Here is a 24899-nt window from a genome sequence, read left to right on the forward strand (position 1 = left end):
GCCAGATGACCGAAGACCTTCGCCGCCGCGTCCGGGATTTCCTCGCCGCCCATCCGTTCACGCCGCGCTGCGATTCCTGGGCGGGCTCCTATGACCTGGACTTCAGCCGCGAACTCGGCAAAGCCGGGCTGCTGGCCGTCTCGTGGCCGGAACGCCTCGGCGGCGGAGGCGGCACCGCCGTCGACCGGCTCGCCGTCACCGAGGAACTGCTGCGCGCCGGTGCTCCGCTGGCCGCGCACTGGGTGGGAGAACGGCAGATCGGCCCGACCCTGCTCCGGCACGGCAGCCCCGAACTGCAGGAGGAATTCTGCCCGCCGCTGGCACGCGCCGAATACACCTTCGCGCTGGGGATGAGCGAGCCGGACGCGGGTTCGGACCTGGCGTCGCTGCGCACGTCCGCCGTCCGGGACGGCGACGGCTGGCGCATCACCGGGCGCAAGATCTGGACCAGCGGCGCGCACCGGGCGAGCCACCTGTACGTCCTGGCCCGCACCTCCCGCGAGGCCGACCGCCACGACGGGCTCACCGAGTTCGTCGTGGCGCTGGATTCCCCGGGGATCTCCGTCACGCCGATCCTGGACCTGCGCGGCGAGCACCACTTCAACGAGGTCGTCCTGGACGAGGTGGCCGTTCCGGGCAGGTGGGCGATCGGCCGCGTCGGAGAGGGCTGGCGGCAGGTCGTGGGGCAGCTCGCGTTCGAACGGGGAGGCCCGGAGCGGTTCCTCTCGACTTATCCGCTGCTGTCCGCCGTGCTCGCCGCTGGACTCGTCGACGACACCGCCCGGCGTGAACTGCGCGCACTGGCCGCTCGGTTGCAGATCCTGCGAGCCTGGGTGCTGGAGACCGCGCAGGTGCTCGACGCGGGCGGCTCCCCGGTCGTGCCCGCCGCGACGAGCAAATACCTCGGCCACGAGTTCGAGCTCAGCGTCATCGACTGGGCGCGGCCGCTCATGCCGCGAGCCGCCCCGGAGGTCCGCGCGCTCTACGACCAAGCCCTCGCCGCCGCCCCCGCTTCCGGCCTGCGGGGCGGCGCGGCCCCCGTCATGCTGTCGATGATCGCTAGGGACAACTGATGACCACACCCACCCTGGAAGCCGACCTGGACGCCTCGGTCAGCGAGGTGATCGCGGGCTGGGAACGCCCCGGCGACCTGCGCGAGCAGTGGCGGATCGCCGCCGGGCTCGGCTGGACCGCCATCCTGGACGACCTCCGCGCCGACGCGCCGGGGGAGGACCTCATCGATGCGGCCTGCGGCGCGGTCACCGCCCTCGGCCGCGGCGGGATCGCGCTCCCGCTCCGCCAGACGCTGGTCGCCCGCGCTGCGGCCGGGACTCCGCTGTCCACAGTGGACGCGATCGCCGTACACCCTGCCGCACAAGGAATCTGGGCGCCGATCGCGGACGGCAGCGCGTTCGAGGAAGCCGGACGAGATCTCGCGGACCGGCCGTATTCTCTGGTGCCGCCGACCGAAATCCCGTTGCGGCTCGCCGCGCTGTCCGAAGTCCTCCGGCTCCAGGAGATGCTCGGTGCGGCCCAGGGCGCGGTGGGCGAGGCCCGGCGGTACGTCACCGACCGCGTCCAGTTCGGCAAGCCGCTGACCGCCATCCCGGCGGTGCGGACCACGCTGGGACAGCTGAAAGTCGATGTCCGGCAACTGGAAACGGTCACGCACGAGGCCAGGTCCCGCCTTTCCGGCGACGACCGCGCCCTTGCCTTCGCGCTGGCTACGGCGCGCGAGGTCTCCGCGACGGTGGCCCCGCGCATCGCCCAAACCGCGCACCAGTTGCACGGCGCGATGGGCATCACGTACGAGGCCGCACTGCATTGGCGAACCCGGCTGCTGTGGGCGGATTGCGACGAGGGCGCGCGATGGGGCGACGAAGGCGTGGATGCGGTGCCGGTCGATGAGACGGCCCTGTGGTCGCTGACTGCTCCTTACTCGGCGGGGACGAGCGTGATCAGTCGCTGATGAGGGTCGTCGACGACCTGGAGCACTACCTGGTCCCGAGTTTCCTCGGTTCCGTCGGGCAGGCGGAGCCGGACGCGGATGCTGGTGTGCGGGCGGACGACGTCGTTGCGTTCCCACAGGGTTTCGAAGTCAGAGTTGGTGCGGAGCAGGTCGTCGATCCAGTCTCCGGTAGGCGGGCCTGCCGGGGTGCTGGCGCGGACGATGCCGATCACGGTGCGCTGCATGGCTTCCAGGTCGGTGAACCGGCTTTGCAGGACAGGGTCGGTGAACACCATCTGGACGAAGCGGCGTTGCTCCGGCGGGATGGCGCCGAAGTCGGTGAGCAGGCGGGCGGCGGCGGTGTTCCAGGCGAGGATCAAGGTGGCCGGTCCGACGAGGAGGGCGGGTACGTCGCCCATCCGGTCGACCAGGCGGCGCAGCGGATCGCTCGGTTCGGGATTCTCCGGCGGGGCGACGGGGTCGGCCAGAAGATCGAGCGCGTAGCGGGTCTGGTCGTCGTCCAGTTCGAGTGCGGCGGCGACGCGGCGGACCACGTCGGCGCTGGGCAGGACCCGGCCCTGCTCGATCCTGGTGTAGTACTCGTCGCTGACGAACGCACGAGCGGCGACCTCGGCGCGGCGCAGACCGGGAACCTGCCGCCGTCCAGGATCGGCGGAGGCGGGCGGCGGGGCTTCGTCGCGGCGGGCGTGCAGGAACGCTCCGAGTTGCGTGAGCCGAGGGTCGCGCGCCATCAGCAAAGACTCCGGGGGAGGGGAATCACACTCACCTGGTCCCTCCGCTCTGGGGCAAGGCCCTCGCACAGCACGGCGGCGATCCGTCGGGCTGGACACTGTCGCCGTGGACGCCAACGGCGTCGCCTCGAGCGTACTGTCGCTCACCGCCCCGAGCGTGGCGGGCTGGACCGGGCGCGGCATGGCCGCCCTTTCCCGCGGCTGGGCTGAAAACGATACGTCCGGCCGTGCTGAACCGCAGCACGGCCGGACGCGTGTTCAGGCCAGTGGCGAGTATTCCGCAGCGTTGCCGAGCCGCGCGGTGCTGCGGACCCCGTCAACGCTGACCGGCACATCGCCGGACACCGTCACCCGGTGCAGGCGGCGAGGGAGATCGTCGTAGTCCGCGACTCCGTAATGCTGTGTGGCGCGGTTGTCCCAGATCGCCACGTCGCCGGGCGCCCATTGCCAGCGCACGGTGTTCTCCAGCCGGGTGACGCGGGCCTGCAGCAGCTCGAAGATCGCCGCCGATTCGGTGCTCGACAAGCCGACCAGCTGCTTGACGAAATGTCCCAGCAGCAGGACCCGCTCGCCGGTTTCCGGGTGGACGCGGACGACCGGATGTTCGGTTTCGTAGACCTCGGACCGGAATTCGTCCCGATAGGACTGTTCTTTCACATCGACCCCGCCGACGCGGTATTCGTCCGCACGGCCGGCGTAGTCGTGGGCGTTGGTGTGCACCGCCCACAACCGTTCCGCCAGCGCCTGCAGCGACGCGGGCAGCTTGGCGTACGCGTTCGCGGTGTTCGCCCACGTCGTGCTGCCGCCGTATGCGGGGAGGGTGACCGCTCGCAGCACGCTGATCGCCGGGACCCGGTCCACGAACGTGACGTCGGAATGCCAGCTGTTGGCTTTCCCGTGCTGGGCGTCGATCGGCAGGATGTTCCCCAGCCCGGTGCTGCGGACCGTCGGATGCGGCTGGGTGAGCTCGCCGAGCAGCCGGGCGAACGCTTGCTGCCCTTCGTCGTCGAGGTGGTGCTGCTCGCGGAAAAAGATCACTTTGTTCGCGAGCAAGGCGTCGCGGATCTGCGCGACGGTGTCGGCGGGCAGATCGCCGCCGAGCCGGATTCCGTCGATCCGGGCGCCGACGGCGGCTCCGGTCTTGTGCACGGCGAGGCGCGTGTCCACTGCGTCGGCGAGGGTCATCAGGTACTCCCATTCGGTGTGCTCGGCTGCCTTCAAGACTGGGCGGGCGCGAGCCCGGAAAGCAAGATTGCGTTCAGGGTGAACCGAATTCGTCCCAGAATCCGGGCAGCCGCCGCGAGTCCGGGATGTGGGACGTCGTTGCCTGCCGGAAAGCCTGCTGCCAGCCTGATCCGCACGCCGCTTCCGGCCATTCCGTGCTCCCTTTTCCCCTGTTCGAAAAAAGGACGTGCCACCGTGACCACGAGCCGAAGGAACTTTCTGGGACTTGCCCTCGCGGGCCTCGCGGCGACGGCGGCCGGCTGCGCCGCGGCGAGCGGCGGCACCACGAAAACCCTGCGCTACCAGGGCTGGGCGGGCCAGGTCACGCCGCCCGAACTGGCCGCCGACCTGGGCTACCTCGGCGACGTGACGCTGCAGTGGGTGGGCGACACGATCAGCGGGCCGCAGGACATCCAGTCCGCGGCGACCGGCCAGGTGGACTTCGGCGGCGCGTTCAACGGAGCGGTCGTCAAACTCGCCGCGGCCGGGGCCCCGATCACCTCGGTGCTCGGCTACTACGGCGTGGACAAGCTGGAGTTCAACGGTTTCTACGTGCTGGAAAACAGCCCGATCCGCGGCCCGCACGACCTGGCGGGCAAGAAGATCGGCATGAACACCCTCGGCGCGCACTCCGAGGCGATGCTCGACATCTACCTCCAGCGCAGCGGACTGTCCAAAGAGGACATCGCCAAGGCGGAGCCGGTCGCGCTGCCCCCGGTGAACACCGAACAATCGCTGCGCCAAGGCAACATCGAGGTGGCCGTGCTGGACGGCATCCTGCGCGACAAGGCGCTCGCGCGCGGCGGCATCCGGCCGTTGTTCACCGATTACCAGCTGCTCGGCGCGTTCACCGCCGGAACCTACGTGCTGCGAAAGGTTTTCATCGAACGCAATCCGGACACCGTGCGCACGTTCGTCAGCGGAGTGGCCAAGGCCATCGAATGGAGCAAGACCACGCCGCGCGAGAAGGTCATCGAACGCTTCACGAAGATCGTCAAGGGCCGCAACCGGAACGAAGACACCGACCCGCTGAAGTACTGGAATTCCTGGGGAGTCGCGGACAACGGCGGCGTGATCACCGACAAGGAACTGCAGCTCTGGATCGACTGGCTGGGCGGGCGCGGCGACATCCGGCCGGGTTCGGTCAAAGCGGGCGACCTCTACACCAACAAGTTCAACTCGTACGCGAAGGGCCAGTGATGAGCGGGGTGCACAGCGGAATCAGGCTCGCCGATGTCGGCAAAACCTTCCCAGCCCGGGGATCCGGCGGCGAACTGACCGCGCTGGCCGGGATCGACCTGGAGATCGGCGCGGGCGAGTTCGCGGTGATCGTCGGGCCGAGCGGCTGCGGCAAATCGACTCTTCTCGACCTGCTCGGCGGGCTCGCCGAACCGGACACCGGCCTGATCCAGCTCGACGGAACGCCGGTGCGAGGGCCTGGCCGGGACCGGGGAATCGTGTTCCAGCAGTACGCGTTGCTGCCGTGGCGCACCGCGCGGGGCAACGTCGAATTCGGCCTGGAGGCGACCGGCGTGCGGCGGGCCGACCGGGCGCGGCGGGCGAGGGAGTACCTCGATCTCGTCGGCCTGCTGGAGTTCGCCGACCGGCATCCGCACGAGCTGTCCGGCGGCATGAAACAGCGCGTCGCCATCGCGCGCAGCCTCGCCTACGACCCGGACGTGCTGCTGATGGACGAGCCGTTCGCCGCGCTGGACGCCCAGGCCCGGGAGTCGCTGCAGGACGAGTTGCTGCGGATTTGGCGGCGTACTGGGAAAACCGTCCTGTTCATCACCCACAGCATCGACGAGGCCGTCTACTTGGGACAGCGCGTCGTGGTCCTGACGTCGCGGCCGGGGCGGGTGAAGAGCGTGGTCGACATCGACCTGCCGAGGCGCGACGAGGTGGCGGACGTCCGCTCGACCGGCGAGTTCGCCCGGTACCGGCACGCGATCTGGGAACTGCTGCACGACGAGGTGGCCCGGGCGCACGAACTGGAGAAGGAGGCCGTCGGAGCATGAGCGTCACCACTGTCCCGGAGACCACGAGAACCGAGCGGACGGAGCCCGCAGCACCCCGCCCGCGAGCTGGACGCGGCCGGTTCCAAGCGGCCTTCGTGAAGAGCATCGCGCTGATCCTGCTGCTCGCGGCGTGGGAGATCGCCCCGCGCGCCGGTCTGGTGGACCCGGTTTTCCTGCCGCCGTTCCACACCGTCCTCGGCGCGCTGGCTGATCTGGCGGGCAACGGGCAGCTCGCCTCCAACGCCGGGGCCAGCCTCACCCGGTCGCTGGCCGGATTCGCCTTCGCCGTCGTGACCGCGGTGCCGCTCGGCGTGCTGATCGGCTGGTACAAACCGGTTTCGGACGTGCTGACCCCGCTGGTGCAGGTGTTCCTCAACACCGCGGCGCTGGCGCTGCTGCCGGTGTTCGTGCTGATCCTCGGCATCGGCGAGACGTCGAAGATCGCCATCGTCTTCTACGCCTGCACCTGGCCGATCCTGCTGAACACCATCAGCGCGGTCCGCTCCGTCGACCCGACCCTGCTCAAACTGGCGCGCTCGCTGGACCTTTCGGCGCCGCGGCTGTTCGCCCGGGTGGTGCTGCCCGCGTCGGTGCCGACGATCTTCACCGGCATCCGGCTCGCCGGGGCGGCGGCGATCGTCGTCGTGATCGCCGCGGAGATGGTCGGCGCCAAGGCCGGGCTCGGCTACCTGATCAACTTCTCGCAGTACAACTTCGCCATCCCACAGATGTACGCCGGAATCGTCGCGATCTCCGTTCTCGGCGTCGCGTTCAACCAGCTGCTCGTGACCGTCGAACGGCGGTTCACGTCCTGGCGCACGGAAGGGATCGTCTGATGGAAACGCTCGAGTTGACCGCCGATGTGTTCGTGGCGGGCGGCGGCCCGGCCGCGACGTGGGCGGCTTTGCACGCGGCCCGCGACGGCGCGGAGGTCGTACTGGCGGACAAAGGCTACTGCGGAACCAGCGGCGCGACGGCCGCCGCGGGCACCGGCGTCTGGTACGTGCCCCCGGACCCGGCCGCGCGGGAGGCGGCGATGGATTCGCGCGAGGAACTCGGCGGCAGGCTCGCCGACCGGCGATGGGCGGCGCGGGTGCTGGACGAGACCTACGAACGGGTCAACGAACTCGCGGTCTCGGCCCGGTTCCCGTTCCCCGTCGGCCCGGACGGACGCCAGCTCCGCAACGGCCTCCACGGCCCGGAATACCTGCGCCGCATGCGGGCACTCGTCCGGCGCGCCGGGGTGCGGATCCTCGACCACAGCCCGGTGACCGAACTGCTCGCCGATCCCTCCGGCGCGGTGGCGGGCGCGGCCGGCTACCAGCGCCAGGGCAGGCAGGACTACCGGGTGCGGGCCGGCGCGGTCGTGCTGGCCACCGGCGGCTGCGCGTTCCTGTCCAAGGCGCTGGGCTGCGACGTCAACACCGGGGACGGCGCGCTGTTCGCCGCCGAAGCCGGGGCCGAGCTGTCCGGCATGGAGTTCTCCAACGCCTACGGCATCGCTCCGGAAGGCACGTCGGTCACCAAAACCGCGTTCTACCATTTCGCCACCTTCTTCCGGGCCGACGGCAGCGTGCTCGAGGGAGCCAGCGGTGTCCGGCGCTCGCCGATCGCGCGGGAACTGTTGCGCGGCAAGGTGTACTGCCGCCTGGACCGCGCCGACGAACAGTCCCGCGCGGCGATGCGGCTGGCCCAGCCGAACTTCTTTCTCGCCTTCGATCGGATGGGCATCGACCCGTTCACCGAGAAGTTCCCGATCACCCTGATCGCCGAGGGCACGGTCCGCGGAACCGGCGGCATCCGGATCGTCTCGGACGACTGCGCCACTACGGTTCCGGGCCTGTACGCGGCGGGCGACGCGGCTACCCGCGAACTGATCTGCGGCGGTTTCACCGGCGGCGGCAGCCACAACGCGGCCTGGGCGATGTCGTCGGGCTCCTGGGCCGGACGGGGAGCCGCCCGCTACGCTCGGTCGCTCGGATCCCGTGCGCACAACCGCCGGACGCTCGCGCTCGGCGAGGCCGGGCTTCGGTCGGGCGGGCGCGCCGACGGAGACCACCGCGAAGTGATCGCCGCGGTCCAGCGCGAAGTCCTGCCCTACGACAAGAATTACCTGCGGCACGGGAATGTGCTGACCCCGGCGCTCGCCTCGCTCGACGACGTCTGGACCCGGCTGCGAGCGTCGCTGGGCGGCACCGGCGAACTGTCCGTCCGCACCCGGCAAGCGGCGGCGATGGCCGCGCACGCCCGGTGGATGTACCGGTCGGCGCTCGCCCGCACCGAAACGCGGGGGATGGCGAAGCGGCTCGATTTCCCCGCGCAGGACCCTGGTCAGCGGCATCGCCTGCACACCGGTGGTCTCGACACAGTCTGGGTCCGTCCGGAAAGGACAGTCGTGGAGGCGGCGTCGTGATCGAACTGGTGTCCGCGGAGCGCTGCATCGCCTGCGACAAATGCATCACAGTCTGCCCGACCAACGTTTTCGACCGCGGAGCCGACGGCATCCCGGTGATCAGCAGGCACGACGACTGCCAGACGTGCTTCCACTGCGAGGCGAACTGCCCGGTCGACGCGTTGTTCGTCTCGCCGCGGACGTCGCCGGAACCGGAGGGGGCGATGGCGAAGGACGCCGACCTGCTGACGGACGGCGGTTTGCTGGGCAGCTACCGGGAACGGCTCGGATGGGGAAAGGGCCGCGCGCCGGCTCCCAGCCTGGCGATCGGCCCGCCGCTGCGCCCGGGCGCGGACCCGATCACGAGCTGACCGGTGAGACCAGCGTTGGCGCGGTCCGTGAGGAGCGAGCCGGGAGCTGATCGATGACGACGGGTGTTCTCGCGCGCGACCACGGCATCACCTCGGCCGCGGCCGTGCTCCGGACCGTGCTCGCGCACGGCCCGCTGGCCCGCGACGCGATCGCGGAACTGACCGGAATCAGCCCGGCCGGGATCAGCAGGCAGTGCGCGAGCCTCGCCGACCTCGGCCTCCTCGTCACGCGCCCGGCGGCCCGGCCACCGGACCGCCGGGCCGGGCGGCCTCGGACCGAACTCGACATCGCCGCCGACCGGCACGTGGTGTTCGGCGTGCACATCGCGCACCACTTCGCCACCCTCGCCGCACTGGACCTGCGAGGCCGCGTCCTCGCCTCGGAACAGGTGCCGCACCCCGGCGGCGAACCCGAGCGGATCCTTGTCGGGACGGCGGCTCGGCTCCGGGAATTCCGGCAGCACCACCAGAAAGGCCGCGTCCCGGTGGGGCTCGGCGTGGCCAGCGGCGGCTGGGTCGACCCGGACGCCGGCGTGCTCGTCGAGCATTCTTCGCTCGGCTGGTACGACGTGCCCGCCGGGCCGATCCTGGCGGAACTGTCCGGCCTGCCCACCCGGGTCGACGGGCACGCCCGCGCGCTGGCCTCGGCGGAGGCCATGTTCGGCGCCGCCCGCGGCGGCGGTTCGCTGGTGCACCTGTTCGTCGGCAACGTGGTCGACGCCGCGATCGTTTCCGGCGGACGGCTGTATCGCGGCCCGGGCTCGGCGGCCGGCACCGTCGCGCACCTTCCGCTCGGCTCGCCGGGCACGCGCTGTGCTTGCGGACGGTCCGGCTGTTTCGAAGCGGATGCCGCCGAATGGGCGGTCACCGCTCGCGCCGGGCGAGCGTCCATCGCGGAGGCGGTTGAGGCCGCCGGCGCCGGCGATCCGGTCGCGCTCGACGTCCTGCTCGGCCGGGCCCGCACGATCGGCCGGGCGGCAGCGCTGTTGTTCGACGTGGTCAATCCCGAGGTATTGGTGGTCGCCGAGCCGGGGATCGCGGATCTGCCTGCCTGCCGGGCCGCCGTGCGCGCGGAGGTCTCGGCGCGGTCCCGGGGACGCGTCGACGCGGCGAGCCGAGTGCTCCCGACGAGTTTTCCCGTCCGGGACCTGCTCGGCGTCGCCGCCGGGGCGGTGCAACTGGACGCGCTCTACACCGACCCGCACGCGTTTCTCGCCTAACGGACTTCGGCGAGTTTCCCGGTCGCGACGTCGAAAACGAAGCCGCGGACCGAATCCTGGTGCGGAATGAAAGGACTCGTCCGGATTCGCGCGAGCGACTGGCGAACGTCCTCCTCGACGTCGGTGAAAGCCTCGGCGGCCCAAGCGGGTTTGATGCCGGTCTCGCGCCGGATCGAGTTCCGGAATTCGTCGTCGCCGAAAGTGAGCATGCCGCAGTCGGTGTGGTGGATCAGGATGATTTCGGTGGTGCCGAGCAGCCGCTGGCTGATGGCGAGAGAACGGATCTCGTCCTCGGTGACGACGCCGCCCGCGTTGCGGATGACGTGCGCGTCGCCCTCTTCGAGACCGAGGACGCCGTAGACGTTGAGGCGGGCGTCCATGCAAGCGAGCACCGCGACGTGCTTGGCGGGCGGCAGGGGGAGCGGCCCGGTGAAATTCGCGGCGTACGCGGCGTTGTTGGCCAGAAGCTCGTCGGTGACGGACATGATGATCCTTCCGCGAGAAGGGTGGACGGGCCGAGTGGACCGCTCCTCGCATCCGGGCGCAATCGTGTCCACCACCTGGGCGGACCCGGCCGCGAGTTCACCTCGTGCCGACGAGATCCACCGCGGTCGGGCCGTCCGGCAAATCCGCGATCAGCAGACCGGCTTCCACCGCGACAGTCCGCTCTCCGTACGGGGTGTGAGCCCAGTATTTCCCCGGCGGCGGCAGCAACGTGGTGCACGGCGTGAAGATTTCCCCTTCGACAGTCCCGTGCACCCGGTGCGGACGGCCGAGAACCGCCGCGGCACCAACAAGATCGCCCGTCGTGACCAGGGTGCGGACCAGCGTCGAAGAACAACCGGGAAGCAGGTCGACGGCGTGCGCGGTGAAACCGCAGGCAGGCCCGAGCTTCCGCAACAGGGCGGTGTCCCCGGCTCCGCGGTGGCCGAACCGGAAGTTGCTGCCCGTGACCACAGCGGTGGCGTGGAGCGTGCGCATCAGCACCTCCGCGACGAAGTCCTCGGCCGACGTCCGCGCGAGGCATTCGGTGAAGGAGAGGACCAGGACCTCGTCGGCGCCATGGCTCCGCGCCAGGTCGGCGCGATGTTCCAGCGTCGCCACCGGCCTGGTGTCGCGCGGTCGTCCGGCGATCGTCGCCGGGTGCGGGTCGAAGGTTGTGAGGACCACCGGCGCGCCGCGCTCCCGGCCTAGACGTACAGCGTGCTCCAGAACGCGCTGATGACCGCGGTGCAGGCCGTCGAAAACGCCGAGCGCGACGACGGACCGGCCCCAGCCGGCCGGCACGTCGGCGGTGCCGTGCCAGAAAACAGTGCTCACGCGAACCTCCCGCGCTGGTGCCGAGGTGGGAACCGCGGCGCCCCCGGGGAACGCGGAGGCGCCGCGGCGGATCAGGAGGTCAGCGCCGCTTCTTGAGGAACGAGACGTCGTCGTTGCCGATGAGGTCCGGCACGGTCCAGCCGTCGAGGTCGTATTCCGACAGGCACTGCTCGGCCAGGCCCTTCATCGACTCGGTGGTGCCCTGGGCCTCGGCGGCGAACAGCAGCTCCGCCTTCACGTTCTCGTGGTTGCCGGAGTAGTTGCGCTCGTAGAGTTCGTGCCGTCCGCCGAATTCCGAGCCGACGGCGTCCCACAGCGCCTTCATCACCTTGACCCGATCCACCGCCTCGTAGCCGTTGGAACCGCGCACGTACTTGTCCAGGTACGGCCGCACCTCGGGGGTTTTGAAGTCGACCGAATGCGAGTTCAGGTAGATCAGGCCGCTGGCCACGTCGGATTCGATGATCTCCTTGATCCGCGGGTAGGCCTGGATCATCAGCATCCGGTAGGTCAGGCCGTAGTCGAGCTTGGGCAGCAGGGTCCCGTTGGTCCACTCGTCCGGATTGCGCGCCATCGCGTCGGCGAGCGCGAAGAACGTGTTGCGCCATCCGACGACTTCGCCGACGCGGGTCTGCACGCCGCGGAAGTCTTTGCTGCCGGTGATTTCCAGCGCCTTCAGCAGCAGTCCGGCGATGAAGTCGATCTTCGTGGCGAGCCGGATGCAGCCGTGGAAGGTGAAGCGCGGGATGAAGCCGGAGACCGGGAAGAACCCGTTGATCTTCTCGATGTCGCCGTAGAGGAACACGTTCTCCCACGGCACGAGCACCTTGTCGAACACGAAGATGGTGTCGTTCTCGTCCATCCGGGAGGACAGCGGGTAGTCGAACGGGCTGCCCATCACCGCGGCCTGCTGGGTGTAGGAGGTGCGGCAGATCAGCTTCACGCCCGGCGCGTCCATCGGCACCGTGCAGATGAGCGCGAACTCCTTCTTCTTGATCGGCAGCCCGTAGTGGGCGATGAAGTTGTAGTTCGTGATGGCCGAACCGGTCGCGACGACCTTCGCCCCGGAGACGATCAGGCCCGCGTCGGTCTCCTTCTCGACCTTCATGAACACGTCGCCGACCTCGTCCGGCGGCAGGTTCCGGTCGACCGGCGGGTTGATGATCGCGTGGTTCCAGTACAGGACCTTCTCCTGCGACTCCTTGTACCAGCGTTTCGCGTTGTCCTCGAACGGCGCGTAGAAGTCGGAGTTCGCGCCGAGCGTGCCGAGGAAGCTGGCCTTGTAGTCCGGGCTGCGGCCCATCCAGCCGTACGTCATCCGCGACCAGGTTTCGATCGCGCGCCGGTCGGCGAGCAGGTCGTCGACGGTGTGCGGGCTGCGGAAGAACGGATGCGTGACGCCGCCGTTGCCGGTGTCGGTCGGCACGGTCAGCGCTTCGCGGGTGTCGGGGGAGTGCAGCGCGTCGTACAGCCGGGCGGTCATCCGGACCGGGTTGCGGAAGGCGGGGTGCGTCGTGACGTCTTTGACGCGCTCGCCGTAGATCCACACCTCGCGTCCGTCCTGAATGGACTGGATGTACTCGTCGCCGGTCATCGGCGCGGAAGCGGTGGGGGCGGCGGCCGCCGAGCGGTCCTGCTGGATGGTCATCGCGATGTCCTTTCGGATGAGGGTCAAGCCGCGTGCGGGCGCAGCGGGGTGAACGTGGTCGAGGCGCCGAACCAGCCGGCCTCGGGGCAGTCGAGCGAGCCGCCCCAGTGGGTGCCGGTCTCGCGGGGGCCGAGTTCGCGGAACGCGCCGGCGTAGAACAGCAGCGGCTGCCGGTCTTCGACGGCGATGTCGACGACTTCGCCGACCACGATCAGGTGGTCGCCGCCGTCGTAGGTGCGCCACGGGCGGCAGGAGTACACCGCGGCGGAGCCGACCAGGACCGGCGCGACCGGCCCTTCGGCCCACTCTGGCCCGGGATCGGCCGGGCGTCCGGCGAAGTGCCAGGCGGTGTCTGCCTGGTCCGCGCCGAGCACGTTGACGGCGAAGGCGGCGCCGTCGAGGTAGCCGCAGGCCTTCGATCGCCGGGTCAGCGTGACCTGGCACAACGCGGGTTCGAGCGAGACCGCGGTGAACGCGTTGACCGTGGCCCCGTGCGGGGTCCCCTGGTCGCTGCGGCAGGTCACCACGGTGACCCCGGTGGCGAACCGGCCGAACGCGTCGCGCAGTTCGCGGGACGGAACCGTCATCTCGCACCTCCTCGTGCGATGTACGCTATGCGTACGAAGTGAACGCTATGCGTGCAGTGAGAGGAAGGATGCATCAGGAGGCGGCGGAGGTCAAGGCCGTGCCCGGAGCGGGTGAAATACTGCGGAGCGTGACGGCAGCCGGAAACGAGCGCGACTTCGTGCAGAGCCTGGAGCGCGGGTTCGCCGTGCTCCTCGCCTTCGACGAGGAGCGCACCAACCCCACGCTCACCGAACTGGCGACGGCGACGAACCTGTCCCGCCCGGCGGTCCGCCGCCTGCTGCTGACCCTGCAGCGGATGGGCTACGTGACCAGCGACGGACCTCGCTGGTCGCTCACCCCGCGCGTGTTGACGATCGGCCAGCACTACACGGCGACCCGGGCGATGATCGACCTGGCGCATCCGCACCTGCTGCGGCTGGCCGAGGCGACGGGGGAGTCCGCGTCGCTGGCCGAATTCGACGCCAACGAGGCGGTCTACGTCGCGCGGGTGCCGGTGCGGCGGATCATGAGCATCAACGTCGCGGTCGGCACCCGGCTGCCCGCGCACGCGACCTCGATGGGCCGGGTGCTGCTGGCGTGGGCGGGGCCGGAACGGATCACCCGCTACTTGGAGGAGGTGCCGCTGCGGTCGTACACCGCGCGCACCGTCACCGATCCGGCGAAGCTGCGGCTCGAACTCTCCGCGGTGCGCGACGCCGGTCTGTCCGTTGTGGACGGAGAGCTGGAGGAGGGCCTGCTGTCCGCGTCGGCCCCGGTGCGCGACCGGACCGGGGCGGTCGTCGCGGCGCTGGCTTCGTCGACGACCACCGGGCGGTTCGCCCCGGAACGGCTGCGCAAGGAAACCGTTCCGGTGCTGCTCGAAACCGCGGCGGCGATCAGCACGGACCTCGGGTACGACCCGAGGCCCGTGCCAGTGAAGCGGGACGGCTTCTACTGAGTTCCCGGTGGGTTACCCGATCAGCGAAGGGCTTTGCGTGAGCGCCCCGTCGCGCGCGATGATCTTTCCCCGCTTCATCACCAGGCTGCGCGGAGGCGGAAGAACCACCAGCTCGCCGAGCGCTTCGCCTGGCAGCACAAGAAGATCGGCGACATCGCCCGCGGCGAGATCAGCCTTCTCGTAACCGAAAGCAGCTCGCCCCCGCTGGGAAGTCATCGACAGCGCGAACTCCAGATCCTCGTCGCGCCGGAAGTACGACTTGTACGACAGGATCATCGCCCGCGCGAGAATGTCGCCGTCGCCCCAGGGGGACCAGCGGCTTCGCGAGGAATCCGAACCGAGGCACATAGGGACCCCGAACTCGGCCAGCCGCCGCACGTCCGGCACCGGCAGGAGGCCGTGCACGCCGACGGCGACGGCGATTCCCGCGTCGGCCAGGACGTGGCTGGTTTCGGCGAGCTGGTCCGGCGTCGGCCAGGGCTCGGCGAGGCAGAAGACGTCGCACAAGGACACTTTCCCCTGCAGCCCCAGTGCTTTCGTGCGTTCGGCGATCTGCCTGATCAGCCACCGGCCGAGTTCGCCGGTCTCGTGCAGGTGGAAATCCACCGCGACGCCGTACTTGCCCGCCAGCCCGAAAATGGTGTCGATGGAGGCTTTGGCGTCGCCGTCGATTCCGGCCGGGTCGACTCCGGCCACTCCGTCGATGCCGAGCTTCAGCGCCTCGTCGAGGAAGTCGGCGGTTCCGGGATGGCTGAGGACGCCGATCTGCCCGAACGCGATGATCTCCAGATCGACCTGCTCGGCGAAGGCGGCGCGCACTTCGAGCATCCCGTGCACGCCCTCGAGCCCGATTTCCGGTGCGACATTGGCGAAAGTGCGCACGTTGGTCGACCCGTGGCGGATGCATTCGGCGAGGAACCGGCCGCCGCGCAGTGCGCTGGGCGTCGTAGTTTCCCGCCAGTCCTGCAGGGTGTCGGCGAACATCTGCTCCATCGTGATGGCCTCCGACGTGCGCCGGACCCACGGCTCGCCCCACAGGCTCATGTCCAGGTGGGCGTGCCCGTCCACGAAACCAGGGAGGACGATCTGGCCTGCCAGGTCGAGACGTTCTTCTCCCGGCTCCGCGGGCGGCGCCGTGGCGAGGACCTTTGCGATCCGTCCGTCTTCGATCACCAGCGTCTGTGCCTCCGGGGCTCCGTTGAGCCGCCCGTTCGTCAGCACGGTGCGTGGCATTGCTTCTCCTCTCTGCCCGCGTCGGGGGACGCGGGGTCAGCGGGATTCAGGAGCGGCGGGCGGCCAGCCTGGCCTCCGCCGCGGCGGCGAGGTGGTACGCCGCGAGCGAGGTCAGCAGGATCAGGAAGACCGCGCCCCAGATGAAGTCGTAGTCGTAGACGGCGGCCGCCACGGTGAGCGTCGCGCCCAGTCCGCTGCCGGTGGACAGCCATTCGGCGACCATCGCGGCGCCGATCGAAACGGGAATCGCGATCTTGACCGACGCGAGAAGCCCGGGCAGCGCGTACGGGATCCGCAACCGCAGGATCGTTTGCCAGCGCGGTGCTCCGGCGGAGCGCAGGATGTCTTCGGCCGCGGCGGGGATCGCCCGCATGGCGACCAGGATGTTGACGACGGTCGGGAAGAAGGTCATCACCGCGATGAGCACGGTGACCGCCACCAGTCCCCGGCCGAAAACCAGGGCGAGCAACGGGATGATCGCGAGCATCGGAATGGAGCGCAGCGCGACCGACACCCCGAGGACAGCGCTCTCGATCGCCTTGAACTCGAAGGCGGCGATCGCGACGAGCACCGCGAGCGCGACGCCCGAGAACAGGCCGAGCCCGGTGTCGCCGAGCGTTCGGAGCAGCTGGCCGAGCATGTACGGAAGCGCCTGGGCTGACTCGGCATCCGTGGTGCCGAGCGAGGTTTGGCCGTGGAGCAGGTACGGGATGACGCGGTCCGGGGCTGGCGCGATCGAGGACGCGCCCGGCAGCAGGATCGCCATGCCCCACCAAGCGGCGAGGATGACGGCGAGGGTGCTCACCAGGCTGAGCACGCCGCGGAGCAGTCGCCGGGCCGCGCTCGGTTTCGGCGCGGCGCGTTCGGCCGCGCCGAGGGTCGTCTCGACCGAACGCAACGCGGGGACCAGCAGTTTCGCGATCAGCGGGATCGCGGCGTAACACACCGCGGCGAGCAGTGACGTGACGACGAGCAGGCCCCAGAGCCGGGCCACCTGGAACGCGCCCTGCGCCTGGATCATCGCGACGCCGAGTCCGTGGTCGGCGCCGAGGTACTCGCCGATGATCGCGCCGAGCAGCGCGCTCGGTGCGGCGATCTGCAGTCCGCCGACCAGATGCGGCAGCGCTGCGGGGATCCGGGCGCGGCGCAGCACGGTCCATTCGCTGCCGCCGGCGGCGCGGATGACGTCGACCGAGCCGGCTCCGACCGACCGGAGTCCTAAGAGGACGGACGCGACGGTCAGGAACACCACGGACTGGGCGGCCAGGATCACGCTCGGTGTCCCGGAGGAGAACAGGATCGACAGAATCGGCGCGACGGCGACCAGGGGCAATGCGATCGCGGTGACCGCGAACCGTTCCAGCATCCGCTGCAGGATCCGGTACCGGGACGTCAGCAGGGCGGCGGCGATCGCGAGGACGTTGCCCCACAAGAACCCTTGCGCCGCTTCGCTCATCGTCGCGGCGATGTTGGGACCGTAGAAGCTGCGGTCGCTCCACATCTGCCGGAGGAGTTCGACCGGTGACGGAACGACGCTGGCGTACGGTCCGGACAGCGAGATCAGTTGCCACAGTGCGACAACGACGACGGCGGCGAGGGCGGCACCGCCGTATCTGCGGATCGTGCGCCGGGGCATTCAGCTGCCCGCCGGGTTCTCGAACAGCACCGCCGACAATTCGTCGCACAACTCGTGGAACTTCGGTTCGCGCAGCGTCGCGGCGGTGCGCGGCCGGGGGAGATCGATGGTGACGACCTTGGAGATCGTGCCGGGTCGCGGGCTCATCACCACGACGGTGTCGCACAGCAGCACCGCCTCGGAGATGCTGTGCGTGACCAGGACAGTCGTGGTGCCGCGGTCCAGCCACATCCGCTGCAATTCGAAATTCAGCCGCTGCCGGGTGAGATCGTCGAGCGCGCCGAAGGGTTCGTCGAGCAGCAGCAGGCTCGGGTGGTTGATGAGCGCGCGGGCGAGTGCGGCTCGTTGCCGCATGCCGCCGGAAAGCCGAGACGGCCGTGATTTCCCGAAGCCGGACAGGCCGACCAGGTCGATGAGTTCGGCGACGTCGTGCGGATCCGGCGTTCGCCGGGCGACCTGCAGCGGCAGGGTGATGTTCGCTTCGACGCTGCGCCAGGGGAGCAGGCCCGCGTCCTGGAAGGCGACCCCGATCCCGTGCTGTGAACGGAGTTCCCGCGGAGCGGCGCCGTTGACGGAGATCGTGCCGGACGTCGGTGTGTCGAGGTCGGCCAGCATGCGCAGCACGGTGGATTTGCCGCAGCCGGACGGGCCGATGATCCCGACGAACGCGCCCTTCGGCGCGGTCAGCGAGAACTCCCGGACCGCTTCGACGTGCTGTTTGCCGTCGTGGAAGGTCTTCGTCACGCCGGACAGGTCGAGGCCGCCCTGGTCGTCCTTGTCCGGACGGGCGGGAAGGGTCTGTGCCGCGGCCATGGCGTCAGAAGAGTTCATTGGTGAACAAGGAGGGCGAAGTCTTGACACCGACGATGTTCTGCAGCGCGTTGACGGTGTCCTTGATCAACGCGTCCGACATGGTGAGCACGGGCCCGCCCGCCGCGGGCTGCATGAACGGCTTCATCGCTTCGAGCGTCTTGACCTGCGAAGTCGCCGTCAGGCCAAGGGATTTGCCGTACTTGGTCACGGTTGTTTGCGCGGCGGCGGCCGGATTGCCCAGCGCGTCCTGCCATCCCTGCTGGCTCGCCGCGACGACTTTCTTCAGCAGCGCCGCCTTGTCCGGATCCTTCAGTGCGGCACCGGTCGTCACCAGGACGTCCTGCATCCGGTTGAAGCCGTAGTCCGCCAGCAGCATGGTATGCGTCTGGGTGCCCTTCTCGCCGAGCGTCACCGGCTGGTTGGTCGCGATGCCCCACAGCGCGTCGATCTCGCCGGCGACCAGGGGAGCGGGGTCGAAACTGATCGGCACGAGCGTGACTTTCGCCGGATCGACGCCGTTCTTCCGGAGGAACGCCAGCGCGGTGTTCTTGCCGGACAGCGTGATGCCGAGCTTCTTGCCGACGATGTCGCCCGGCGTCTTGACCGGTGCTTTGGCGAGCGAGACCCAGCATTCGGGGCTGCGCTGGAACTGCGCGCCGACGATCTTCAGGTCGTTGCCGCGCTGCGCGGCGTTCGCGACGTTCTCCGGGACCGGCTCGACCGCGAGCAGCGCCTTGCCGGTGAGGACGATCGGTTCCGGGCTGGTCGTGGGGCCGCCCGGGAGGATCTTCGGGGTCAAGCCGTTCTTCGCGAAGTGCCCGTTCTCGGCGGCCATGAAGAAGCCGGAGTACTCGGCGTCCGGGACCCAGCCGAGCTGAAGGCTGAAGTCCTGGCTGCCTGAGCTGCCGCCGCCGCAAGCGCTCAGCAGCGAGGCGGCGCCGACGAGGAGCGCGCCGTTTCCGGCCAGTCTGAGCGCGTCGCGCCGGCTGATCCCGGCGCGGGGGAGGTTGTCGTCCACGCTTGCTCCTCTGCCTGCAGTGGTCGGGTGCCGTGGAGGAAGGCTAAGCTCAAATCCGGACAGAGGCAATACCGGTAATACCAGTTTGCTCCGCCGGTCGCGGACGGCCGGCGCGGCCTAAGCTGCCGTGGCGGGGGACCCTCCGGCACGACAGGGGAGAAGGAGGAGGCGGTGGCCTTCAGTACGCAGCGCGCGCGGGTGGCGGACGAGCTTTTCCGGGGAATCCGGCACGGCCGGTACCCGGGCGGGAGCAAGCTGCCGTCGGAACGGAGGCTGGCGCTGGAATTCGAGGTCTCGCGTCCGGTGGTCCGGGAGGCGCTGGGGATGCTGAGCTCGCTGGGCCTGGTGGAGATCCAGGTCGGCCGGGGCGCGTTCGTGACCGAAAAGGACGTCGCGGCGCAGTCGCAGGAGGTGCAGCGGTCGCTGACCGACATCGACCTGGTGCGGGAAGTCCTGGAAGTCGGAGCGCTGCAGCTGGCCCGGCGGCGCGGCGTCTCCGCCGAGGGGCAGGCGACCGTGCGCGAGGCGCTGGACCGGCTGGAGAAGACTGTGGAGGCGGGGCAGGAACTCAGCGAGTCCGACCACGCGCTGCACCGGGCTTTGGTGCAGGCGACGGGATCCGAGTCGCTGATCCGCCTGTGGGACGAGCACACCGCGGAGATCGACCAGATCGTGCAGATCGATCCCAAGGGGCACGTGATGGATCGGGACGATCTGGAACGGCATCGTCTGCTGGCAGGCGGAATGCTGGGCGGGGAGGTCGACGCGGCGGTCGAGGTGTGCCAGTTTTTGCATGAGGCGTACCGGGATTTCCTTCGCCGGTTGCTGGGCTGAGTGCGGAATTCCGTTCTCTTCTCGATGTTTTTCGGCGGATGACGGAGAACTGACCACATCGGACTCTCCGCCGGAAGATCGCCGCCGCCGAAATTGTCGGACCCCGCCGCTACCTTTCTCGGCATGACGCTTCTGGAGTTCTGCGAGGACGACGAGTACTCGCCCGATTACGGCACCATCGTGCTTCGAGACGTGTACCGCGACAAGACCTTGCCCGCGCTGGACAACGAACTTCTCGGCGAGCACGGGACACCGACAGTGTCCGGCACAGTCGCGACCGCGGGCGACGGCTGGCTGCACGCCACGGCCGACCACTTCTGTCAGGCAATTCGCTGCGAAGCGCACGACGGGCCACCAGAAGTGCGACTCGGGGACTGGGAAGACATCGTCGAATCGCCCTTCCACAGCCGTTCGGGGACCGCTGGTCTGGGATGGTTGACCGGCGGGAGCCTCAGCCAGGAACTGAGTCTGGGAGCGAAAGGGTTCTACCGCGTCCGGATGTGCCGGAAACCGGCGGAAGCCGGGGAAGAGGGCGACGTCTGGCTGTTCCAGTTCTGGCCGCAGGAGGTCTTGGAAGCGCCGCGGTGGCTTAAACGCACGCGTCCGGCGATTCACCGGGAAGAGCCGGGCTGGCAGGAGGTATTCGGGTACGAGGTGATCGAAGTGTCGTGGTACTTCACGCTCGTTGGCATGCTTCGCCCGGACGGCTGGCTGGACGAACCCTTGACCGGCGAACAGCCGTCGGAAAGTGTGTGTGCCCAGTTAGGCGTCGACCCGCCGCGCACGCGCCGGGACGGGATCCCGTTGCTGCTCGCCGCTGGGTTGCTGGTGGGGGACGGCAAGGGCGGATACGAGGCGGGAAAGCCGCGGCGGGCCACGGAGGTGCTCGATCTCCCGGACGAACAGGCGAAGCGGATAGACGCCGCCGCGGTCCGGGCCGTCTACGTCTGGCTCGCGGCCGATCTTGTCAACGTCGCCGCGTGGTCGAATCCGGCGCACGTAAGGGATTTGGCCGAGTTGCTGGCTGTGCCGGAGGAAACGATCGAGCCCTTGCTCGAGTATGCGGTCAGCGACAAGCTGATCCACCGGGAAGACGGTGCCATCACAGCGCTTCCTCCTCGACCGCAGCCGACCAGGCCGGTACGCATGCGGGTCAAGACCGTGCGCAGAGACGAACCCGCGACCGTGGCCGGTTCGCCGCCGAAAGCGGGTTTCGTCTCCGGCGACGGCACGGTTGTCGTGTGGCGCGCGGGTGAACCGGTGGTCCTCGGCCGGGTCGAGAGCGAATACCGCTACCGCGCGTTCGAGACCCTGGCAGGCATTTACGTTGCCGGTTCCGGAGAACAAGGACAGCTGATCGACTGGACCGGTGCTGCCGTCGAGGTACCGGTCGACTTGGGAACGCTGCCGGTCCGCAGCGTCGACGGACGGTACTTGGCGGGTGTGCAAACACATGTTGGCCGGCAGACCTGGGACCAGGTGCACGTATTCGACGTGGCCGCCAAGGAAGTGTGGAGCCTGCCGAAATCAGAGAAGCTGACCCGCAGCGTCCTGGGCATTCACGACGGCTCGGTCTATTTCACCACCACGTCGGGATACCAGACGCGCACCGCTTCCCGCTGGACGCCAGGCCAGGAACCGGTCGAGCTCGCCTCGTCTCTGCATCAGCTCGACCCCCTTTCCGGCGCTCAAGTGCGCGAAGAAGCCGGAGCGGCAACAGTGTTCACCGCGTCGGGAGAGCGGCGGGAGCTGCCGGAACCCCATCGCTGGCGCTTCGTGCCGGGCGGCGCGCTGATGCATTCGTCCGGTTACGAGCCGCCCGCGGTCGAGGTGCTCGACCTGGCCGCGGGGACAACCGCCGAATACCCGCTCCCCGAGGGCTGCGACGCGAGCGGTGGCCCGTCGACCTCACCGATCTGGGAAACCCCGGACACGCTGGTCTTTTCCCAACCGAACCGCGGGTCGACCCGCCGCGTCGTCCGGTGGCATCTGGAGCGGAACGCGTTCGAGCATTTCGACCTGCCCGAGACGGCGGGATACCGCCCGTTCCTGATCGAGCCGATTCTCGCCGGGCAGCCGGACGCTCCGGGCCGCCGCCCTCGTGACGACGACCCGGAGCAGCTGTTCGATCAGGTTCAGCGATGAGCCGTCGCAACGGGCGCGGCGGCAGCCAGCTTCCATACCGCGTACCCGATCGCGTCGGAGTTCTTCTCCAGCGGGGTGTCCGGGATGTTCGCCGTCGTGTCGCAGGCGCGGTGGTAGCAGTTGTCGAACGGTGCGCCCGCCGTGCCGCCCCACTTGTCGGCCTGTTCGTAGCTCTTGATGTCGCCGGCTCCGGTCGCGAGGCCGCCGACCGGGATGCCCGCGCGCTTGAACGACGCGTGGTCGGACCGGCCGTCGCCCTCGGTGTCTCCTTCGGTCTCGATGCCGATGGAGGCGAAGTACTCGTCGAAGACAGCCTTGACCGAAGCGACGTCGTCGTAGACGAAGTAGCCCCAGTTCTTCGAGCCGATCATGTCGAAGTTGAGGTAGGTCTTGATCTTCGCGCGCTCGGCGGCCGACAGCGTGCTCACGTAGTACCGCGAGCCGACCATGCCGGATTCCTCGTCGGCCCACCACGCGAAGCGCACGCGTTTGGCCATCGCCGGGTTGGTGCGGGCCAGCGTCAGCGCGACCTCGAGGATCGACGCGCTGCCGGAACCGTTGTCGTTGATGCCGGGACCGGCGCTCACCGAGTCGAGGTGCGCGCCGAGCATGAGGACCTGGTTCGCGTCGCCCTGCGGCCATTCGGCGATCAGGTTCTGCGACTGGCCGGTGCAGCTCGTGCACGTCTGCCGTTTCGTCGTGTAGCCCGCGTTCTTGAGCAGGTTCTCCACATAGGACACCGAGGCCGCGTAACCGCCGCCGCGCGGCGAACGGGTACCGCCGTTGTTGCGGGCGATGGTCTGCAGCTGGTTGAGATGCGTCTTGATGTTGGCGAGCGAGATGTCCGGCGCGGCGAGCGTCGAGGCGGGCGCGGCGGTGGCCGCGGGCACGCTGACGACGCCCAGCACGGCCACCAGGGCGGTGACCCCGGCGCCGAGTCTTGTCTTCCACTTCATGACGATGCGTTCCTTCGGTTGGGGGAGCGGGGATTTCGGGGACGGGGACTGCCTGATGCGCGGCCGGGTCCCGCCGGTCGGCGGGGAGCGGGACCCGGCCGCGTCAGGTCAGCGCACGGGCCGCGCCGTGCAGGTCGGCTCGCCGGAGACGGCGGGCACGGAGACGGCGTTCCAGGCTGCCTTGGTGGCGTTGAACTCGGTGCAGCTGCCCGGGTAGAGCGCGATCGCGGCCTCCAGCGTCGCCTTGCGGGCGGCCCGGTGGTTCCACGACGAGGTCTTCTTCAGCAGGCCGTTGTAGAAGATCTTGGCGGCCTTCTGGATGCCGACCCCGGTGACGCTGCTGTTGTTGCACGTGGGGCTGGCCGGCTTGCCGCCGCCCGGGTTCGAGCCCTCGGCGAGCAGGTAGAACCAGTGGTTCTGCGGACCGGCCGCGGCGTGCACCTCGGTGCTCGGGATCGACGACGAGTAGCAGTTCGGGTCGCCGACCTTCGACGGGTTGTACATGTAGCGGATCGGGCCCTGGCCGACCAGGTTGACGCCCTCGCCGACCTCGTAGTCCGGACGGTCCTTCGCGTTGTTCGCGTACGCCTCGGTCATCGCCCCGAAGATGTCGCCGGTCGACTCGTTCAAGCCGCCGTTCTCGTTGCCGGAACCCGCGCCGCCCGGGGTGGTCTGGAAGATGCCGTGCCCGAACTCGTGGCCCACGACGTCCATCGAGGTGGCCTGGCGCCGGTTGTCCTGCGAGTGGCCGAAGTGCGTCGAAGAGCCGTCCCAGTAGGCGTTGACGTCGTTCAGGCCGACGGACGCCGGGTAGCCCCGGCCGGTGCCGCTGATGCCGTTGCGGCCCAGCCAGTCCTTCAGCATCTTCCACTCGGTCTGCACGCTGAAGAGGGCGTCGACGCAGCCGGTTTCGAGGTTCGTGCCCGAGCCGTTGCCCCAGCTGTTGTCCGGTCCGCTGTAGACAGACCCGCCCTCGCGGCCGCAGCTGAGGCCCGGGCGGCCGGGGTCGCGCAGGGAGTAGGTGGAGCCGGACTGCGTCGTGTCGATCGAGACGGTGCCGACGTAGTAGCTGTTGCCGGTGCCCGCGGCGTTCACCGCGTTCGACTGCGGCTGGGACTTGGCCCCGGAGCTGAAGGTCTTGATGTCGTCCCGCTTGTCGAGCACCGCGCCGGTGGCGGCGTCGACGAACACGTGCAGCTTGCTCGGCGCCGTGGCGGTGCGCCCGGAGACGACTACCTCGTAGGCCAGCTTCGGATTCGTCCCGGCCAGCACCACCTTCTCCGGCGTGCTCACACTGTCCACAGTGGGCAGTTGAGCGCGCGCGGCGGAAACTGCCTTGGCGGCGTCGAGAACGGCTTGCGTCCCGACGGCGATGGGCGCGGTTTCCGCGGCGCTGGTGCCGCGGACGTTCCCGGCCCCGTCCGCGACGACGACCGCGTCCCCGCCCACGACCCGCAGGCCCTGGTAGGTGCGCTCGTAGGCGCCGTAGAAGAGTCCGGCGTCGCCCGCGGTCAGGCCGACGCGCCGGAACGCCTCCGCCGGACCGCGGCTGAGCGCGGCGAGCCCGGAGGCGACCGCCTGGTCGGCGGCCCGAGCGGCGGCCGCGTCCGGGGACGCGGGCTGCGCTTCCGAGGCCGCGCTGGCCGGGGCCGTCGGCAATACGAGCGTCATAGCGAGCCCGGCGGCAGCCGCCAGGCCCGTCGTGAATCCGCGATGGGGCATCGAGGTCTTCCTTCCATGAAGGCAGGACGATGGGTGCGGGGAGAGGGAACGCGCCCGGCCGCTTACGGTGGGTATGCGGCCGAGCACAGTCGAGTAAATGATCGGCGCATCGGGGCGTCAATGC

At 69.6% G+C, this 24899-nt stretch carries 23 protein-coding genes; 11 read left to right on the plus strand and 12 right to left on the minus strand.

Features of this window, described 5'->3' with window-relative positions; genetic code table 11:
* Positions 1–5: 5 nt before the first annotated feature.
* Positions 6–1073 (plus strand): acyl-CoA dehydrogenase family protein, encoded by a 1068-nt coding sequence (locus tag ACFXI3_RS15440; protein ID WP_378400011.1) that lies wholly within the window; start codon positions 6–8, stop codon positions 1071–1073.
* A complete protein-coding gene (locus ACFXI3_RS15445; protein ID WP_378400012.1) occupies positions 1073–1969 on the plus strand; it encodes an acyl-CoA dehydrogenase family protein in 897 nt (298 codons plus the stop codon). Before ACFXI3_RS15440 ends, ACFXI3_RS15445 begins: the two co-directional genes overlap by 1 nt.
* On the opposite strand, the gene ACFXI3_RS15450 is transcribed toward ACFXI3_RS15445, so the two are convergent.
* Entirely contained in the window at positions 1936–2700 is a 765-nt protein-coding gene (locus ACFXI3_RS15450; protein WP_378400013.1) for a helix-turn-helix domain-containing protein, read from the minus strand. The genes ACFXI3_RS15445 and ACFXI3_RS15450 overlap by 34 nt on opposite strands.
* 258 nt (positions 2701–2958) lie before the next feature.
* Positions 2959–3885 (minus strand): TauD/TfdA dioxygenase family protein, encoded by a 927-nt coding sequence (locus ACFXI3_RS15455; RefSeq protein ID WP_378400014.1) that lies wholly within the window; start codon positions 3883–3885, stop codon positions 2959–2961.
* A 234-nt stretch (positions 3886–4119) separates the two neighbouring features.
* Here ACFXI3_RS15455 and ACFXI3_RS15460 point away from each other — a divergent pair, with 234 nt between their 5' ends.
* From ACFXI3_RS15460 to ACFXI3_RS15485, 6 genes are read left to right on the plus strand one after another with little or no spacing between them, the layout of a single operon-like run.
* Positions 4120–5124 carry an ABC transporter substrate-binding protein gene (locus ACFXI3_RS15460; protein ID WP_378400015.1) on the plus strand — a complete coding sequence of 335 codons (1005 nt, stop codon included), beginning with the start codon at positions 4120–4122 and terminating at the stop codon, positions 5122–5124.
* Complete coding sequence (locus tag ACFXI3_RS15465; protein WP_378400016.1) at positions 5124–5942, plus strand: ABC transporter ATP-binding protein; 819 nt, start codon at positions 5124–5126, stop codon at positions 5940–5942. The genes ACFXI3_RS15460 and ACFXI3_RS15465 overlap by 1 nt, the downstream gene beginning before the upstream one ends.
* Positions 5939–6778, plus strand: a complete 840-nt coding sequence (locus ACFXI3_RS15470; RefSeq protein WP_378400017.1) for an ABC transporter permease — start codon at positions 5939–5941, stop codon at positions 6776–6778. Before ACFXI3_RS15465 ends, ACFXI3_RS15470 begins: the two co-directional genes overlap by 4 nt.
* Positions 6778–8355, plus strand: coding sequence for an FAD-dependent oxidoreductase (locus tag ACFXI3_RS15475; protein ID WP_378400018.1), 1578 nt, complete (start codon positions 6778–6780; stop codon positions 8353–8355). Before ACFXI3_RS15470 ends, ACFXI3_RS15475 begins: the two co-directional genes overlap by 1 nt.
* Positions 8352–8705, plus strand: a complete 354-nt coding sequence (locus ACFXI3_RS15480) for a 4Fe-4S dicluster domain-containing protein (RefSeq protein WP_378400019.1) — start codon at positions 8352–8354, stop codon at positions 8703–8705. The genes ACFXI3_RS15475 and ACFXI3_RS15480 overlap by 4 nt, the downstream gene beginning before the upstream one ends.
* Before the next feature lie 53 nt (positions 8706–8758).
* Positions 8759–9925 carry an ROK family protein gene (locus ACFXI3_RS15485; protein ID WP_378400020.1) on the plus strand — a complete coding sequence of 389 codons (1167 nt, stop codon included), beginning with the start codon at positions 8759–8761 and terminating at the stop codon, positions 9923–9925.
* Here ACFXI3_RS15485 and ACFXI3_RS15490 read toward each other — a convergent pair.
* The 4 genes from ACFXI3_RS15490 to ACFXI3_RS15505 all read right to left on the minus strand — a co-directional run bounded on the left by ACFXI3_RS15490 (position 9922) and on the right by ACFXI3_RS15505 (position 13480).
* Positions 9922–10410, minus strand: a complete 489-nt coding sequence (locus ACFXI3_RS15490) for a carbonic anhydrase (RefSeq protein ID WP_344273183.1) — start codon at positions 10408–10410, stop codon at positions 9922–9924. The two genes, ACFXI3_RS15485 and ACFXI3_RS15490, sit on opposite strands and share 4 nt — an antisense overlap.
* Positions 10411–10507: 97 nt before the next feature.
* Complete coding sequence (locus ACFXI3_RS15495) at positions 10508–11245, minus strand: adenylyltransferase/cytidyltransferase family protein (RefSeq protein WP_378400021.1); 738 nt, start codon at positions 11243–11245, stop codon at positions 10508–10510.
* 79 nt (positions 11246–11324) lie between these two features.
* Entirely contained in the window at positions 11325–12893 is a 1569-nt protein-coding gene (locus ACFXI3_RS15500) for a 4-hydroxyphenylacetate 3-hydroxylase family protein (protein ID WP_378400022.1), read from the minus strand.
* Between the two features lie 23 nt (positions 12894–12916).
* Positions 12917–13480: a flavin reductase family protein gene (locus ACFXI3_RS15505; protein ID WP_344273192.1), complete on the minus strand. Its 564-nt coding sequence runs from the start codon at positions 13478–13480 to the stop codon at positions 12917–12919.
* A 128-nt stretch (positions 13481–13608) separates the two neighbouring features.
* Between ACFXI3_RS15505 and ACFXI3_RS15510 the strand changes: the two genes are divergently transcribed.
* A complete protein-coding gene (locus tag ACFXI3_RS15510; protein WP_378400023.1) occupies positions 13609–14418 on the plus strand; it encodes an IclR family transcriptional regulator C-terminal domain-containing protein in 810 nt (269 codons plus the stop codon).
* Positions 14419–14430: 12 nt separating this feature from the next.
* Here ACFXI3_RS15510 and ACFXI3_RS15515 read toward each other — a convergent pair whose 3' ends face one another.
* Genes ACFXI3_RS15515 through ACFXI3_RS15530 form a run of 4 tightly spaced genes read right to left on the minus strand, consistent with a single transcriptional unit; the run spans position 14431 to position 19118 of the window.
* The gene (locus tag ACFXI3_RS15515) at positions 14431–15651 is read right to left on the minus strand and encodes an amidohydrolase family protein (RefSeq protein ID WP_378400024.1); all 1221 of its coding nucleotides are present in this window, start codon (positions 15649–15651) and stop codon (positions 14431–14433) included.
* Between the two features lie 46 nt (positions 15652–15697).
* Positions 15698–17287, minus strand: a complete 1590-nt coding sequence (locus tag ACFXI3_RS15520) for an ABC transporter permease (protein ID WP_378400025.1) — start codon at positions 17285–17287, stop codon at positions 15698–15700.
* A complete protein-coding gene (locus tag ACFXI3_RS15525; RefSeq protein ID WP_378400026.1) occupies positions 17288–18100 on the minus strand; it encodes an ABC transporter ATP-binding protein in 813 nt (270 codons plus the stop codon).
* 4 nt (positions 18101–18104) lie between these two features.
* Positions 18105–19118 (minus strand): ABC transporter substrate-binding protein, encoded by a 1014-nt coding sequence (locus ACFXI3_RS15530; protein ID WP_378400027.1) that lies wholly within the window; start codon positions 19116–19118, stop codon positions 18105–18107.
* Between the two features lie 171 nt (positions 19119–19289).
* Here ACFXI3_RS15530 and ACFXI3_RS15535 point away from each other — a divergent pair, with 171 nt between their 5' ends.
* Both ACFXI3_RS15535 and ACFXI3_RS15540 read left to right on the plus strand, forming a co-directional pair.
* Positions 19290–19952 (plus strand): GntR family transcriptional regulator, encoded by a 663-nt coding sequence (locus ACFXI3_RS15535; protein WP_344273208.1) that lies wholly within the window; start codon positions 19290–19292, stop codon positions 19950–19952.
* A gap of 123 nt (positions 19953–20075) precedes the next feature.
* Positions 20076–22097, plus strand: a complete 2022-nt coding sequence (locus tag ACFXI3_RS15540) for a hypothetical protein (RefSeq protein ID WP_378400028.1) — start codon at positions 20076–20078, stop codon at positions 22095–22097.
* On the opposite strand, the gene ACFXI3_RS15545 is transcribed toward ACFXI3_RS15540, so the two are convergent.
* The gene (locus ACFXI3_RS15545) at positions 22088–23053 is read right to left on the minus strand and encodes a M28 family metallopeptidase (RefSeq protein WP_378400029.1); all 966 of its coding nucleotides are present in this window, start codon (positions 23051–23053) and stop codon (positions 22088–22090) included. The two genes, ACFXI3_RS15540 and ACFXI3_RS15545, sit on opposite strands and share 10 nt — an antisense overlap.
* Positions 23054–23161: 108 nt before the next feature.
* Positions 23162–24775: a M4 family metallopeptidase gene (locus ACFXI3_RS15550; RefSeq protein WP_378400030.1), complete on the minus strand. Its 1614-nt coding sequence runs from the start codon at positions 24773–24775 to the stop codon at positions 23162–23164.
* Positions 24776–24899 lie beyond the last annotated feature (124 nt).

The sequence above is a fragment of the Amycolatopsis sp. NPDC059235 genome (assembly GCF_042754125.1).
Classification (GTDB): domain Bacteria; phylum Actinomycetota; class Actinomycetes; order Mycobacteriales; family Pseudonocardiaceae; genus Amycolatopsis; species Amycolatopsis albidoflava.

Coding starts and splice junctions, on each gene's coding strand:
- ACFXI3_RS15440 (WP_378400011.1), top strand. CDS start 6: ATGACCGAAGACCTTCGCCGCCGCGTCCGGGATTTCCTCGCCGCCCAT.
- ACFXI3_RS15445 (WP_378400012.1), top strand. CDS start 1,073: ATGACCACACCCACCCTGGAAGCCGACCTGGACGCCTCGGTCAGCGAG.
- ACFXI3_RS15450 (WP_378400013.1), bottom strand. CDS start 2,700: ATGGCGCGCGACCCTCGGCTCACGCAACTCGGAGCGTTCCTGCACGCC.
- ACFXI3_RS15455 (WP_378400014.1), bottom strand. CDS start 3,885: ATGACCCTCGCCGACGCAGTGGACACGCGCCTCGCCGTGCACAAGACC.
- ACFXI3_RS15465 (WP_378400016.1), top strand. CDS start 5,124: ATGAGCGGGGTGCACAGCGGAATCAGGCTCGCCGATGTCGGCAAAACC.
- ACFXI3_RS15470 (WP_378400017.1), top strand. CDS start 5,939: ATGAGCGTCACCACTGTCCCGGAGACCACGAGAACCGAGCGGACGGAG.
- ACFXI3_RS15475 (WP_378400018.1), top strand. CDS start 6,778: ATGGAAACGCTCGAGTTGACCGCCGATGTGTTCGTGGCGGGCGGCGGC.
- ACFXI3_RS15485 (WP_378400020.1), top strand. CDS start 8,759: ATGACGACGGGTGTTCTCGCGCGCGACCACGGCATCACCTCGGCCGCG.
- ACFXI3_RS15490 (WP_344273183.1), bottom strand. CDS start 10,410: ATGTCCGTCACCGACGAGCTTCTGGCCAACAACGCCGCGTACGCCGCG.
- ACFXI3_RS15500 (WP_378400022.1), bottom strand. CDS start 12,893: ATGACCATCCAGCAGGACCGCTCGGCGGCCGCCGCCCCCACCGCTTCC.
- ACFXI3_RS15505 (WP_344273192.1), bottom strand. CDS start 13,480: ATGACGGTTCCGTCCCGCGAACTGCGCGACGCGTTCGGCCGGTTCGCC.
- ACFXI3_RS15515 (WP_378400024.1), bottom strand. CDS start 15,651: ATGCCACGCACCGTGCTGACGAACGGGCGGCTCAACGGAGCCCCGGAG.
- ACFXI3_RS15520 (WP_378400025.1), bottom strand. CDS start 17,287: ATGCCCCGGCGCACGATCCGCAGATACGGCGGTGCCGCCCTCGCCGCC.
- ACFXI3_RS15525 (WP_378400026.1), bottom strand. CDS start 18,100: ATGGCCGCGGCACAGACCCTTCCCGCCCGTCCGGACAAGGACGACCAG.
- ACFXI3_RS15540 (WP_378400028.1), top strand. CDS start 20,076: ATGACGCTTCTGGAGTTCTGCGAGGACGACGAGTACTCGCCCGATTAC.
- ACFXI3_RS15545 (WP_378400029.1), bottom strand. CDS start 23,053: ATGAAGTGGAAGACAAGACTCGGCGCCGGGGTCACCGCCCTGGTGGCC.
- ACFXI3_RS15550 (WP_378400030.1), bottom strand. CDS start 24,775: ATGCCCCATCGCGGATTCACGACGGGCCTGGCGGCTGCCGCCGGGCTC.